The 16,164-nt window shown below is 26.8% G+C and carries 12 protein-coding genes; 11 read left to right on the top strand and 1 reads right to left on the bottom strand.

The window, feature by feature from the left end:
• Positions 1-91: 91 nt before the first annotated feature.
• The 11 genes from QZ146_RS03910 to QZ146_RS03860 all read left to right on the top strand — a co-directional run bounded on the left by QZ146_RS03910 (position 92) and on the right by QZ146_RS03860 (position 14,296).
• Positions 92-2,776 (top strand): DEAD/DEAH box helicase, encoded by a 2,685-nt coding sequence (locus QZ146_RS03910; RefSeq protein ID WP_295722351.1) that lies wholly within the window; start codon positions 92-94, stop codon positions 2,774-2,776.
• Positions 2,777-2,925: 149 nt separating this feature from the next.
• Positions 2,926-3,231: a hypothetical protein gene (locus tag QZ146_RS03905; RefSeq protein WP_295722350.1), complete on the top strand. Its 306-nt coding sequence runs from the start codon at positions 2,926-2,928 to the stop codon at positions 3,229-3,231.
• A gap of 227 nt (positions 3,232-3,458) precedes the next feature.
• On the top strand, positions 3,459-5,414 hold the full coding sequence (uvrB, locus tag QZ146_RS03900; protein ID WP_295722349.1) for an excinuclease ABC subunit UvrB: 1,956 nt from the start codon (positions 3,459-3,461) through the stop codon (positions 5,412-5,414).
• A 236-nt stretch (positions 5,415-5,650) separates the two neighbouring features.
• A complete protein-coding gene (gene uvrA / locus QZ146_RS03895) occupies positions 5,651-8,548 on the top strand; it encodes an excinuclease ABC subunit UvrA (protein ID WP_295722348.1) in 2,898 nt (965 codons plus the stop codon).
• A 446-nt stretch (positions 8,549-8,994) separates the two neighbouring features.
• The gene (locus QZ146_RS03890; protein ID WP_295722347.1) at positions 8,995-9,786 is read left to right on the top strand and encodes a hypothetical protein; all 792 of its coding nucleotides are present in this window, start codon (positions 8,995-8,997) and stop codon (positions 9,784-9,786) included.
• Positions 9,787-10,023: 237 nt separating this feature from the next.
• Complete coding sequence (locus QZ146_RS03885; protein ID WP_295722346.1) at positions 10,024-11,535, top strand: MFS transporter; 1,512 nt, start codon at positions 10,024-10,026, stop codon at positions 11,533-11,535.
• A gap of 340 nt (positions 11,536-11,875) precedes the next feature.
• The gene (locus tag QZ146_RS03880) at positions 11,876-12,556 is read left to right on the top strand and encodes a DUF169 domain-containing protein (RefSeq protein ID WP_295722345.1); all 681 of its coding nucleotides are present in this window, start codon (positions 11,876-11,878) and stop codon (positions 12,554-12,556) included.
• Between the two features lie 292 nt (positions 12,557-12,848).
• Entirely contained in the window at positions 12,849-13,010 is a 162-nt protein-coding gene (locus QZ146_RS03875) for a hypothetical protein (RefSeq protein WP_295722344.1), read from the top strand.
• Entirely contained in the window at positions 13,007-13,660 is a 654-nt protein-coding gene (locus QZ146_RS03870) for a SulP family inorganic anion transporter (protein ID WP_295722367.1), read from the top strand. The genes QZ146_RS03875 and QZ146_RS03870 overlap by 4 nt, the downstream gene beginning before the upstream one ends.
• Complete coding sequence (locus tag QZ146_RS03865; protein ID WP_295722343.1) at positions 13,633-13,989, top strand: SulP family inorganic anion transporter; 357 nt, start codon at positions 13,633-13,635, stop codon at positions 13,987-13,989. Before QZ146_RS03870 ends, QZ146_RS03865 begins: the two co-directional genes overlap by 28 nt.
• Positions 13,979-14,296, top strand: coding sequence for a sodium-independent anion transporter (locus QZ146_RS03860; protein WP_295722342.1), 318 nt, complete (start codon positions 13,979-13,981; stop codon positions 14,294-14,296). The genes QZ146_RS03865 and QZ146_RS03860 overlap by 11 nt, the downstream gene beginning before the upstream one ends.
• Before the next feature lie 80 nt (positions 14,297-14,376).
• Here QZ146_RS03860 and QZ146_RS03855 read toward each other — a convergent pair whose 3' ends face one another.
• Complete coding sequence (locus QZ146_RS03855; RefSeq protein ID WP_295722341.1) at positions 14,377-15,951, bottom strand: HEAT repeat domain-containing protein; 1,575 nt, start codon at positions 15,949-15,951, stop codon at positions 14,377-14,379.
• Between the last annotated feature and the right edge of the window lie 213 nt (positions 15,952-16,164).

Genomic DNA, 16,164 nt, shown 5'->3' with positions numbered 1-16,164 from the left:
ATAAATTTTTTTAGAATTATTTAAGGGTTTTTTCTATTTAAAATTAATAAATTATTATAATAAATATTAATTTAAAGGTTTAATGGATAATATGGCTGATATACAAATTGACAAATTTAAGAATGATATTCGATTTAAAAAGAAAATAGAATATATAGAAACCATTCCTTCTCATGATGCTAGTTATAAAAAAGTTAATGGTCTTAATGATATTATTCTTGAATATTTGAACGAAAAGAATATTAGTTTATATGTTCATCAGGCAGAATCATATGAAATGGTTCGTGAAGGTAAGAATATTATAGTTACAACAGCCACAGCTAGTGGAAAAACCTTATGTTTTAATTTACCTGTTTTAAATAAATTAATAGAAGATGAACAAGCAACAGCATTATATATTTATCCTGCAAAAGCACTTGAAAACGATCAAGTTCAAGTCCTTAAAAATTATGAAAAGGAAATGGGTATAGAAATTAACCCTGCATGTTACGATGGAGATACTCCTAAAGATGAGAAGTATGGAATAAGACAAAAATCACGAATTGTTTTAACTAATCCTTATCAATTGCACCACATTCTTTCATGGCATCATCAATGGAAGAGATTCTATTCTAATCTAAAATATATTGTTATAGATGAATCTCATTATTACAAGGGTATTTTTGGAAGTAATGTTGCACTTTTAATTCGTAGACTTAAACGTATATGTAACTTTTATAAGTCTAATCCACAGTTTATATTATCCTCTGCAACACTTGCAAACCCTCTAGAACATGGATATAAATTAACAGGATGTGAATTTGAGTTAATTTCAAATGATTCATCTCCTAGTGGTGAGAAAGATTTTATTTTATATAATCCTTATAAAACTTTTAAAAGGACTAAACGTAATAAAGAAAACGAACCTAGTTTCCATCAGGAAATAGAATTTATTTTCTTATTTTTACTTTTGAAAAACATACAAACTTTATGTTTTACTGTTTCACGTAAAACTGCAGAATTAATTGCTTTATGGGCTAAAAATGATATGACAGAATATAAAAGTAAATTAACAAGTAGAATTACAGCATATCGTGCAGGTTATCTTCCTGAAGATAGACGTGAGATAGAAAATGGTCTTAAGTCACGGAAATATTTAGGAGTAACAACTACAAATGCCTTGGAGCTTGGAATAAATATTGGTACATTAGATGCAGTTATAATATCAGGTTATCCTGGAACCATGGTTTCTGTATGGCAACAAGGAGGTCGTTGTGGTCGTGGAGCAGAAAAATCCCTTGTTATTTTAGTTGCTTTTGAAAACCAACTAGACCAATATTTTATGAAAAATCCTGAATTTTTCTTTGGAAGAAGTCATGAAAATGCAATTGTAGATTTAAAAAATGAAATTCTTTTAAATGCCCATCTTATATGTGCAGCAAATGAATTACCTCTTAGAGAAGAGGAATTACATGACTTTTCACCAGAATTAAATAAAAATGAAACTAAATTTATACTTAAAGAATTATCACAAAATCAGTATATTGAAAAAAATCTAAAAAATCAGTATTATTACACTTCAAATGATAGTCCCTCATTTAATCATTCCTTAGATCAATTGTCAAATAATATGTTTATGATTATGTGTGATGGAAAATTAATTGAAACAATGGAATTAGCACAGGTCTACTCAGAAGCATATGAAGGTGCAGTTTTAATTCATCAAAGTGAAACCTATATAGTAAGAAGTGTAAACTTTGAAAAAAACTTTGTTAATGTTATTAAGAAAAACGTTGAATATCATACTAATGTTTTAAAAGATACGGACATTAATATACTTGAAAAATATAAAAAAATTAAAATTGGAGATTTTACAGTACATTTTGGTCTTTTAGAGGTTATTGAAAACTTTAAAAAATATAATAAAATACATTTCTCCAAACTTATAGGCCAATACAAACTTGATTTACCTCCATTAAAATTTAAAACAAAAGGATTGTGGTTTACTGTTGATGAGAAATTAAAAGATGAATTAGAAGAAAAATATCCTGATAATAAACAGGTATTTGCTGGCGGTCTTCACGGTGCAGAACATGCACTTATCGGTTTATTTCCACTTCATACTATGTGTGATAGATTTGATATTGGAGGAATGTCTACAAATTTCCATAAAGATACAGAAACTGCTACAATATTTATTTATGATGCATTTGAAGGTGGAATAGGTATTAGTGAAAAAGCAATAGATGTATTCTATGAACTTGTTAAATCTACAAAACAATTGCTTGATACATGTGAGTGTGAAGATGGTTGTCCTAAATGTATATATTCTCCAAAATGTGGAAATGATAATAAGCCATTAAATAAAAATGCTACAAAATATGTTCTTGATTATATATTTACTAATCTTTCAGATAAAAAAGAAGACATAATAGTATATGATGATATAGATGAGTTAAATAAAAATTTAAAAAGAAATACACTTAATGTAAATACAAATGAAGATTTATTTAATCAAATTCAAGAATCTATAGATCATGAATTTAGAGAAGTAGAAAACAAATATGTTGAAGCTTTACAATTATATGATATGGGCCATTATTCTAAGGCCAAAGATATTTTGGTTGAAATAATTAATATAGATAATAATTATTCAAATGCATGGTATTTACTTGGAGATATATTAAATGAACAGAAGGATATAGAGGGTGCTAAAAGCTTTTTAAAAAAAGCTTTAACTATAAATCCATCCCATACAGATGCAAGAGATTTGTATGAAGAACTAAAAAATAAATAAATTATTTTAAATGTTCTCATTTGTTAATTTAATTTTCAATTAAAAATTTATATAATTTCTAATAAAACTATTATTAATAAATATTTTTTATTTAAAAATTTCAAATAATATCTATTTAATAATATATATTATTATTGTTGGTGTTAGAATTGTTAACAAAAGAAGAAAAAGAAGATATTAATGAGGAAGTTGTATCTAAAATTAATACAATATTAAAAAAACATAAATGTCCTTATGAAATGGACAAATTAGCAATATTAAATTTAGGTGGTGGAGTAACATTTTTAGGTAATTTCCGCGTTCATAATGAGGATGAAATAGATATAATTAATGAAGAAGTAAAAGAACTTTTATCCAAATATGACAATGTGGTTTATAAGGCTCAAAGGGTTAGACCATGTTGTGAGTTGCCGTATACTGCAATCAGTTTTAACTTTAAATTAGATAATAATTAAATCATACACTAAAATAAAAATACTAAAATTTTATTAATATATTAGTTTCCATAAACTAGGAAAAATTAGTTTATATATAAAACACTTATAATATATTGAAATTTAGTTAAGAATTTAATTTGTTTATAAATAATATTTATTAAATATTTAATATTTTTATAAATACTATTATATTTACAGATTAAATCATAAACTATTTTTCATAATTTTTAAATTTAATTGATATTATGAAAGAATTTAAATTACATTCGCCTTTTAAGCCATTAGGTGATCAGCCAAAAGCAATTGATTCCCTTGTTAGTGGGATTAATAAAGGTTTACATGAGCAGACTTTACTTGGTGTAACAGGTTCTGGAAAAACATTTACAATGGCAAATGTTATTAAAAAAGTTCAAAAACCAACACTTGTAATATCTCATAATAAAACTTTAGCTGCTCAATTATATGAAGAATTTAAAGGATTTTTCCCTGAAAATGCTGTAGAATATTTTGTTAGTTATTATGACTATTATCAACCAGAAGCATATGTTCCAAGAAGTGATACATTTATTGATAAGGAAGCATCAATAAATGAAGAAATTGATATTATGCGTCATTCTGCTACACAGTCACTTCTTTCACGTGATGATGTTATAGTTGTAAGTAGTGTAAGTTGTATTTATGGTATAGGTTCACCTCAAGATTATGGTGAATTTGCTTTTCCATTTCAAATTGGAGATGAATATGATAGAGCATATATTTTATCCAGATTAATTTATCTGCAATATGAACGTAATGATATGGCTTTTGAAAGAGGACAATTTCGTGTTAGAGGGGATGTAATCGAAATTAATCCTGTTGATGGTACTAGTCCTATTAGGATAGAACTATTTGGTGATGAAATTGATGGCATATCATTGATTGATCCTGTAACTAAGAAAAAAAAAGAATCTCTTGAAAGATATACTTTATTTCCTGCAAAGCATTTTATTGTAGGTCAAGATAGAATGGAACAAGCCCTAAAGGATATAAATGAAGAACTTGATTCAAGATTAAAGAATTTAAACCAGGAAGGTAAGTATTTAGAAGCACAAAGATTAGAGCAAAGAACTCGTTTTGATATGGAAATGCTACAAGAGATGGGTTATTGTCCAGGAATAGAAAATTATTCTATGCATTTATCAGGTCGTAACTGGGGAGATATGCCCTATACATTACTAAAATATTTTCCAGATGATTTTTTAACTATAATTGATGAATCACATGTAACAGTTCCTCAAATTAGAGGTATGTATAATGGAGATAAGGCTCGTAAACAGACTCTTGTTGATTATGGTTTCAGATTGCCTTCTGCAAAAGAAAATCGCCCATTTAAATTTAATGAATTTGAGGATTCTGTAAATCAGGTTATCTACATATCAGCTACTCCTGGTAACTATGAACTTTCAAGAAGTCTTAATGTTACAGAACAAATTATAAGACCAACAGGCCTGGTTGACCCTGAGGTTATTATAAGACCAGTTAAGGGTCAAGTTGAAGATTTACTTGGTGAAGTTAAAAAAAGAGCTGAACGTGATGAACGTGTACTTGTAACTACACTTACCAAACGTATGGCAGAAGATTTAACTGATTATTATGCAAAAATTGGTATTAAAGTTCATTACCTACATTCTGAAGTCGATACATTAGAACGTATTGAAATTATTGATGAATTAAGACGTGGGTCTTTTGATGTATTGGTTGGAGTTAACCTTTTAAGAGAAGGGCTTGATTTACCTGAAGTATCTCTTGTTGCTATTTTAGATGCTGATAAGGAAGGATTTTTAAGAAGTGAAACTTCTCTTATTCAAACTATTGGTAGAGCAGCACGTAATGTTTATGGTCAGGTTATAATGTATGCCGATGAGATGACTGATTCTGTAAAAAATGCTAAAGATATTACAGATAAAAGACGTTTTATACAAATGGCTTATAATAAAAAATTTAATATTACTCCTAAATCTACAGAAAGAACATTAAAAGAGAAAAAACAAGATCTTAAAGTTAAAAAGATTTCAGAAATTAAACGTTTACCTAAAGATGAAATCAAATTATTAATAAGAGATTTAGAGAAGGATATGCATGAAGCTGCTAATGATTTAGATTTTGAAAAGGCAGCACTTTTAAGAGATGAAATTGTTCAACTTAAAGGTTTAATTAATTAAATTTCACATTTTAAATTAAATAAAATTATACTAATTTAAATTATTGAAAAAAATAGATTTATTTATAAATAAATAGTTTCATTATATACGAACGATATAATTTATAAATCTACAAATTTAATATATAAATTATCAAATATTTTATTGGAGATTATATCTAAATACTATAATTATCAAAAATTCTTTATTATTCTTAAACATTTATTAACAATTAGTTTATATTTTTTGGTGAAAATATGAGTAAAGACTCAAATAAAAGGGAAATTATTATAAAAGGTGCAAGAGAACATAACCTGCAAAACATTGACTTAAACATTCCACGTGATGAATTTATTGTAGTAACAGGTTTAAGTGGTTCAGGTAAATCATCACTTGCTTTTGATACTATCTATGCTGAAGGACAACGTAGATATGTAGAGTCATTATCTAGTTATGCAAGACAATTTTTAGGACAGATGGACAAACCAGAATTAGATTACATAGAAGGTCTATCTCCAGCTATATCAATAGATCAAAAAACTACAAGAGTAAATCCTAGAAGTACAGTTGGAACAATTACAGAGATTTATGATTATTTAAGATTGCTTTTTGCCCGCATTGGTATACCTCATTGTCCAAATTGTGGTCGTGAAATATCACAGCAAACAATAGGACAAATTGCAGAAACAATAATGGAAGAAGGAGAAGGTCTTAAAATCCAGGTTTTATCTCCAATTATTAAAGACCGTAAAGGAGAACACAGACAGGTCTTTGATGAATTTAGAGAAAAGGGATTTGTTAGAGCACGTGTTGATGGTGAAATACGAGACCTTGAAGAAAATATTGAACTTAAGAAAAACTTTAAACATACAATAGATATTGTTGTAGATAGGTTAAAAATTAGAAATACTGTTGATTTTAAAAGAAGATTAACAGATTCTCTAGAAACTGCTAGTAAATTTTCAGAAGGTCTTGTAAAAGTATTATTTACTCCCAAAGAAGATGAAGAATATGAAAAAGTATACTCCGAAGATTTTGCGTGTGTAGATTGTGGATTAAGTTTTGAAGAGTTAACTCCTCGTATGTTTTCATTTAATTCACCACATGGTGCATGTCCTGAATGTAAAGGAATAGGCTCTAAAATGGAAATAGATCCAGATTTAGTAATTCCAAATAAAAATTTATCTATTAATGAAGGAGCTATAGTACCATGGAGTAATTCAAATAAAAAAGACAATTATTATAATCAATTGCTTCAGGCACTTGGAGAATTCTATGATTTTTCATTGGACACACCATTTAAAGATTTATCAAAAGAAAATCAAGATATTATTTTATATGGTTCCGAAGACAGAATACCATTTAATATAAATAGGAGAAATAGGACATATATGGTTAACAGACGTTTTGAAGGAGTTATAATCCGTCTTCAAAGATTATATTTTGAAACTAAGTCTAACTGGAATCGTAAACATATTTCTAAATTTATGAGTGATAGAAAATGTTCTGTTTGTGATGGTAGACGGTTACGTCCTGAAGTATTAGCTGTAACTGTTGGAGGCATGAATATTGCAGAAGTCTGTGAAATGTCAATCAAAGATTCCTATAATTTTTTCCAAAATCTTGAATTGACTGATCGGGAAGAATATATTGCAAGTGAAGTTTTAAAGGAAATAAATCAAAGATTAAGTTTTCTCGTAGATGTAGGTCTTGATTATATTACTATGGCACGTTCATCAGGAACATTATCTGGAGGGGAAGCTCAAAGAATAAGACTTGCAACCCAAATAGGCTCAGGACTTGTAGGTGTTTTATATATTCTTGATGAGCCTAGTATAGGATTACACCAAAGAGACAACCGTAAACTTATTCAAACTCTAGAACATTTATGTAATATTGGAAATACCTTGATTGTTGTAGAACATGATGAAGAGACCATTTTATCTGCAGATTATGTTGTCGATATAGGACCTGGTGCAGGTGAACATGGTGGTCGTATTATTACCCAAGGAACTCCTCAAGATATTCTATCTTCAGAAGAATCTATAACAGGCAGGTATCTCTCTAGAAAAGAGTTTATACCAATACCTGAAAAGAGAAGAAAAGGTAATGGTAAATTTGTTACAATAAAAGGTGCAAGACAAAACAACCTTAAAGATATAGAAGTTAAAATACCTCTTGGATTATTTACCTGTGTTACCGGAGTAAGTGGTTCAGGTAAAAGTAGCCTAATTAATCAGATATTATATAAGGGTCTTAAAGGCATATTAGATCATAAATATGCATTTGCAGGAGACCATGATACAATTGAAGGAGCAGAAAATATTGATAAACTTATAATTATTAATCAAACACCTATTGGTAGGACCCCTAGAAGTAATCCTGCTACCTATATAGGATTATTTACACCAATAAGAGAACTTTTTGCACAAACTCCTGAAGCTAAAGCACGAGGATATAAACCTGGAAGATTTAGTTTTAATGTAAAAGGTGGTAGATGTGAAGCATGTTCAGGTGATGGGATTATACAAATTGAAATGCACTTTTTAGCCGATGTATATGTTCCTTGTGAAGTATGTCATGGTAAAAGATATAATGAAGAAACCTTGGACATTCGTTATAAAGGTAAAAATATATATGATGTTCTTGAAATGACAGTTGAAGAAGCTTTAGAATTCTTTGAAAATATTCCAAAAATTAAAAATAAACTACAAACTTTATATGATGTAGGATTAGGTTATCTTAAGTTAGGTCAACCTGCTACTACATTATCCGGGGGAGAAGCTCAAAGGATTAAACTTGCAAAAGAATTATCAAAATCCTCTACAGGTCAAACATTATATATTTTAGATGAACCAACTACAGGATTACATTTTGCAGATATTAAAAGATTACTTTCTGTTTTAAATAGACTTACAGATAAAGGCAATTCTATTGTTGTTATAGAACATAATCTGGATGTTATTAAAACTGCAGATTATATTATAGATCTTGGTCCTGAAGGTGGAGATGGAGGAGGAGAAGTCATTGCTCAAGGAACCCCTGAAGAAGTATCTAAATCAGGTACATATACTGGTGACTTTTTATTAGAAATTTTAAAAGAAAATATTACTCCCCTTGCAAAAGAATTAATTGATGAAAAAATACAACAATAATAAGTTTTTAATTAAAATCAGCACTTTTAAAAACTTGTTTGATTTGAATTTTCAAATTAATATATGAAATCTTTAAGTCTTAATTTATTTATTTTAATTTAGAAATAGTACACTTAATATATAAAATGTACTTAATATTAATAAACTAAAAATAAAATAAAAGCTCATATGAATTAAAAACTAATAAATAAATTCCAAAATTCTCTAAAACATATAAATATAAGAATGAAAGTAGAAAAATGGTTTTAAATAGATTTATTTTAATAATTAATTTCAAAAACCGTAAATAATTCTAATAAACTTTATACACAAATTTTTGAAAAGAGATTGAAAATCTTTAATATAACTGTTTATATATAGCAAGATAAAATGTAATTATTACTATTTATCAATTTCCTTGATGGAATTATTAAAAGGTTAAATATAAGATTAAATAAAATATATTTATGGAATCTATAATTATTATTTGTGAATTTATTATAGCTATATTAATATACTATGGCTTATTTGTTGTTGGAAATTTTATTTATAAGAAATTAAAAAATAGTAAAAGAAAAATTTTAAATCCACTTGAATATTTTCCTATGGAAGAATATCATACATTAAATCAAGTTTTCTACTTAATTATGATGTCAATATTCTTTTTATTCATAATATACATATGTGTAAGTGAAAAAACAGATTTTTTAGCCATGGGTATTTTGCAAATAATTATATCATTATATGTTGCTTTAACTTTAGATTATAGTTTATGGAAGAATAAAGTATTATTTTTCTTATTAATACCTTTTGAGTCTATAATATATATTGTTTTTAATGCATCATATATATTATTCCCTTTCTATCAATTTCATATAATCGTTTATATCTATTTGATGAAGTTATATTACAATAAATTTAGACAATATACTGAGTCCAATAGTCTTGGAATTACAATAGTTCTATTATTCATTATTGTTTTTTTTAGTTTTATTCTAACAATATTTTCAGAAAGTGTAAGTCCATTAGATTCTATGGCAATGGTTTCAAATGCATTTACAAGTAATGGTTATGCAATACTTGGAAATACTATTATTGGTAAAATTAATGCAATTATTTTAGTTTGGAGTGGATACATACTATCAGGAGTAGGTACTGCTACATTAACTGTTGCAATATTATCAAGACATTACAAAAAACATGAAGAAGAATTAAATAAACGTTTAGATGAATTAGAATACTTAATTAAAAATAAATAAATAAGATATGATTCTATCCATATCTTTATTTTTTTATTCTTAAATTTTTATTAAAAATTATCTTTAATAAATATACATTTAATTCCACTATTAAAAATAGATCCTACTTATTTAATTTATCTCATATGATAATCATTAGTGAGATATTAAAATTAAATAAATAGATATAAATTTAATAGATTAATCGGAATATTGCTAAATTATTTTTAAATTTAAATATTATGGAGATAAATTAATATGAATGAAAATACAAAAGAACAGTCATGGATTCCGCTATTAGTAATAGCTTGTGCTTCTTTAATTATAGCTACATTTATGAATGTAAGTATTTCTCAGGTTGTTGTCGATTTACATACTGATGTAAGCACTATTCAAATGCTTATGTCCTTTTATACTCTTATTACAGCTGCATGTATGTTGCTAAGTGCTAAGCTTCAAGATATTATTGGTAAAAAGAAACTATTTTTAATTGGTGCTGCTCTTTATGGTCTTGGTACATTTATAGCATCAATAAGCCCAAATGTTGAAATCTTATTTTTAGGATGGGCAGTAATAGAAGGTGTAGCTGGAGCATTAATGTTACCTGCAACGGTTTCAATAATCAGTGGTACTTATTCTGGTGAAAAACGTACAATGGCTTTAGCTATTGTAGGAGTTATGGGTGCAATTGCAGCTGCTATCGGTCCACTATTTGGTGGAGTTATGACTACATTTCTCAGTTGGAGATATGGATTTGCATGTGAATTAATAATTGTAATTTTTATTTTAGCAATGCAAGGTAAAATACCTTCATTTGCACCAACTGAATCTAAAAAAGATTTAGATATTACAGGTGCTATAATTTCATTTATAGGCCTAATTTTATTAGTTCTTGGTATTTTATCATTATCTAAAGAAACTACTTCTAGTATAATTATGATTATTATTGCTTTAATTATATTAGCAATCTTTGCGTGGTATGAACTTAAAAGAAAACGTAATGGTCAAGTACCATTACTTGATGTTGAATTATTTAAAGACAGGAATTTACGTGTAGGTTCTTCTGTTATGCTATTATGTTATCTTGCAATGGGTGGAGGATTATTTGCAGTTTCAGTCTTTTTACAAACTGTTTTACAGTTAAATGCATTTGATACTGGATTGACTACACTTCCACTAACTTTAGGTTTACTTATTTTTGCAATAATTGCTCCTAAATTATCTTCAAGATTAAATCATAAGATTCTTATGGCTATTGGAAGCATACTTTCAATAGTTGGATGTCTTCTTTTATGTAATCAGTTTACCCTTGAGACTTCAACTTTTAATTTAATGCCGGGTTTGTTTGTAATGGGATCAGGACTTGGTTTTATAATGGCATTAAGTGTGGATATTGCATTAATCGATATTCCTGCTGAAAGTCAAAATAATGCATCAGGTATTACTACAGTAGGACAATCTTTAGGAGAATCTATGGGTACTGCAATTATTGGAATAATCCTAATTCTTGGAGTTTTTGGAGGTATTTCTCATACAGTAGATATGTATGCTCCACAATATTCTGGAAATGAAACATTCCAACATGAAATTTATAATCACTTCCAAGATGTTTCTGTAAATGATATCCAACAAAATAAAACAACTTTAACCATTATAGATACAGTTATTCAGGATGCTATGGCATTTGTAATGGAAGTAACCTCAATACTTATGGTAGTTGTATTTTTAATGACATTACGGCTGAAAAATAAAAAAATTGATAAACAATGAGATTAATCTCTCATTTATCTTTTTTATATTTTTTTTATAAAAAAAAATGTTTTAGGTATTAAAAGTCTTAAATATTCAATTCTTTTTTTAAAATTTACTTAATTTAAGATTCGTACTGATTTTTATTTTTAATAAGTTTTTATAATATTAATTAAATTAATGATATTTATTTCCTAAAATATATTCCTTATTTTATATATTTTTTCTTTTTAAATTATTTAAATTAGGTATTTATTTAATTATTGTTCTTATAATAATGATATAACATTGTTAAGATAATTTATAAATATTATAAATAATATACTATCCTTATCTTTTTATAATATTTTGAGGTTAAAATATGGCAGAATATGATGTAAGTAAAAACAAGGAATATGCAAGTTTATTTAAAGAAAAAATAGGAATAGAAGATAATGTTGTTGCTATTAAATTCTTTGATGATGAAAGTGAAATCCCTATAGGAATAGAAAAAGCTAAACCAGTAAGACATTGTGAAATGGTTAAATTAGCTTCAAAAGGAGAATCATTCTATGCAACTAAAGATGAACAAACATGTAAAGGGGGTTCCTCCGCTTTAGGTCTTGAAGATGCTCCTAAAAAAGTTGCAAGTGGTGAAAAATATTTTGAACTTGGAAGATTTAAATCACTTGAAGAAGGTAAAAAAGTAGCAGATAATCTTACAAAAGTCTCTACTAGACATAAAGGACTAATTTATGCACCTTTACAAGATGCTGAATTTGCACCAGATGTAATTGTTTACTTTGTAAAACCAGTTGCAGGTATGAGAACTGCTCAAAGCTATGTTTACCAATACTCAGAAAAATTCGAACCTAATTTCTCAGGTATACAATCATTATGTGGTGATGTATGTGCTACACCTATTGAGACCGGAAAACCTAATATTACTTTAGGATGTGATGGTTCTAGAAGAACTGCTAAAGTTAAAGATGAAGAGTTAGCTATAGGTATTAACCAATCTGAAATTGCTCCTTTAGCAGAAGCAGTTAAAAATATATTCTAAATAAATTTTTTTATAAATTCTTTTTTTATTTATTTAGATATTTCTTAATAATCCCTTATGGATTTTTTCTATTTTCTATAAACATTTATTAAATTAATAATTGAAAATTTAGATAATTATTTTATATATTAGATAAACTAATTTTTTATATAAGTTTCTATAAAACATTACTTTTATAATTTAAATCAAATTTGATGGTCTTATGTATAATTTTGCAAATATTAAAGATGAATATGATTTATTACATTAAAAAATGAAATATTAGCAGGTATTACAAACATCTCTTGCTCTAATGCCAGAATGTATTGCATTTGTTATAGTTGCACATTTAGACCCATTAACAGGCCTATACATTGCACTTATAATATGTCTAGTAACATCACTTCTTGGTGGAAGGCCTGGAATGATAAGTGGTGCAGCAGGTAGTCAGCAGTTGTCAGTGCAGCTCTTATAGTTACTCATGGAGTCGAGTATCTATTTCTGACAGTTATTATAATGGGAATTATAAAAATAGCAGTAGGTTTATTGAAATTAGCTAAATTTATACGTCTTGTTCCACAGCCTGTAGTATACGGATTTTTAAATGGTCTTGCAATAATCATATTCCTATCCCAAATAGAACAATTTAAAACTCTTTCTGGATCTTGGTTAAGTGGAACTCCACTTATTTTAATGTTAGTTTTAGTTATAATTAGTAGTTTAATAATGTATTCTCTTCCACGTTTTACAAAAAAAGTTCCAAGTGGATTAATAGCGATAATTGCAGTTACATTAATAAATCTTATTTTTAATTTACATACTAAAACAATTGGAGATATTGCAAGTATTACATCAGGACTTCCATCATTCCATATTCCTATGGTAGCAATAAACTTAGAATCCCTTAGTATTGTTCTTCCTTATGCTGTTTTAATGGCCTCAGTAGTATTAATCGAAACTTTATTAACTGTAAATGTTGTTGATGAAATGATCAATACTAGAGGTCGTGCAAATAAAGAAAGTGTAGCACAAGGAATAGCTAATTCCATCTGTGGACTATTCCAAGGTATGGGAGGATGTGCTATGATAGTTAAACAATGGTTAATCTTGAATCTGGCGGATTAAAACGTTTAAGTGGAATAGAAATAGCAGCTTTTGTTATATTTTTACTAATAATGTATGGTTCTTTAATTATTAAGATTATTCCAATGGCAGCACTTGTTGGTGTAATGTTTGTTGTAGCATATAATACTTTTAAATGGTCCAGTTTAAAAATGATAAATCATTTTCCTAAAATAGATATAGCAGTTATGTTTATAGTAACTATTTTAACTGTTGTTTTAAATAATTTAGCTATTGCAGTTTTAATTGGTGTTTTTATCAGTGCATTGAATTTAGCTTGGCAAAGTTCTAAAAGAATTACAGTTATTCCAACATTTGACATTGGAAAATAATATACAGTATTATGAAATTAGAGGACCATTGTTTTTTGCAAGCTGTATAAATTTTAAAGAATCATTAAATTATGACCTTGATGTTGATGGAGTAGTTATTAATTTTATAAACTCACGTTTTGTAGATCAATCAGCAATTATAGCAATTAATGAGGTTTGTAAAAGATATAAAGAAAATAATATTAATGTATATTTAAGTCATCTATCCCAAGATTGTTTAGAATTATTAGATGATGCAAGTGAATTCATTGAAATAAACATATTGGAAGATCCATATTATAGAATACCCTCTAATGAATTAGACTAATTTTTAAATTATATATTTGATAAATAAATGAATAATAAAAATATAAAAAAGTAAATCAAAATTAAATAGTATAAGCTAATTTAATTTATTAATTTATTAGCTTTATTACGTATAAACTCATTTGGATCATTTAAAGCTATCTCTTCTAAAACTTTATGACTTTGAATTTTATTAAGGGCAGCTGATCTAACATTAATCTCAGGATCTTTTAAAGCTACCTTTTCAATTATTTTCTGATTTGTTATTCTTGAAAGGGCATTGATTCTAACATCTTCAAAGTTTGATTTAGTTACAATAATTTCTAAGATATTTTCTTCATAAACACCTCTAAGTGCTTTAAGGGCAACATTTTTATGGTTAGTCTTTGCTATAACCTCTGTTAATAGAGCTTCATCATTTATTTTAGATACAGCGTAACTTGCAGTATCTTCATAATCTGTATTAATTGCTAAATCTTTTAAAATATTTTCATTTTCAATCTTTTCTATTGCTAACTTTCTAACTTCCTCTGATTCTGAATTGATTGCAATGTTTGAAAAGAGGTTTTCATTTGTAATATATTTATTTGAAAATGCTGCTTTTTGAACTGAAATATCCTTTTCATTAAGTAAAATCTCTTCTAAATATCTTTCATCACTTATTTTTTCAACAGCAATTTTTCTAATAAAATTATCTTCACCAGATAAAGCTACATTTTTTAATATTTCATTATCATCAATATATTTTAGTGCTACACTACGAGTATATTTATCTTTATCATTAAGTGCAATGTTTTTTATCAAGTCAATATTATCAATTCTTTTTATAATTTCTATTTTAACATCAGGATGTTCTGTTGTTTGAAGTATATCTTCAAGAGTATCCTGATTTTCTATCTTAGATAATGCTAGCAATCTAACCTTTTCATAATTATCTTTTTGAACAATATTTTTAAGTAATTCTTCATCATCTACATTTTCAAGCAAAATTAGTTTAATATTTGATGAATCGTCTTCAAATAGGAATTTTTTAATCAAATCATCATTTAAATCAATTTTTTTAATTACTTCCTCTTTAATTGATTCATCTTTAGATTGAATTGCAATATCTTCTAAAAAGTCTTTATTAGTTATTTTAGATAGTGCACCTTTTCTTGCTTTCCTATCATCTGAATTTATTACAATATCAGTTAATATTTTCTCATCATCAATTTTCTTTAATGCTTTATTTACTGTGTCTTTTTTATTTTGGCCTTTTAAGAGTTCTGCAATTGATTTATCTTTTTTACCTAATCTTTCATATGCTAATTGCCTAGTTTCCCTATAAGGTGATTGTTCTGCTATTTCATTTAAAATCTCTTCATCTTCTATTTTAGCAACAGCAAGCATTCTAGAGTAACGGTCTTTAAAATTTATTGCTATATCTTTTAGCATATAAACGTCCATAATCTCGTTTATAGCTATCATTCTTTCATTCCTGTTTTCTGAATTTTCAGCGAAGTTTTTATATAAAATTTGTTGTTTTTGTTTTGCAGTTAATTTATCTGAGTTTAAATAATCTTCGATAGTTAATTCTTCATCATTTAAATCGTTATTATCCTCTATTTCAGAATCTTCATTAATTTCTTTTGAAGATTCTTCTTTTTTATCTTTTTTTAAAAAACCAAATAAACCCATGATTTAACTCCTAAGATTTTTGATGAATTTTATATTTTATTATATTTTATATTATTTAACTTATGTATTTTGATTTTATTAAATTTTATTTTTTATTATCCAATAAATTATTTCATTTTTTTTATAATCCTATTCTGCGTTTTTCATTCATGATTGCTTTATACTCTTTTTCAAAATCATCACACCTATGATAACCAAAATAGCTTGTACCTA

It is taken from the genome of uncultured Methanobrevibacter sp., assembly GCF_905235195.1.
In the GTDB taxonomy this organism is placed as follows: Archaea; Methanobacteriota; Methanobacteria; order Methanobacteriales; family Methanobacteriaceae; genus Methanarmilla.
This window is presented reverse-complemented; position numbering and strand designations above follow the sequence as displayed.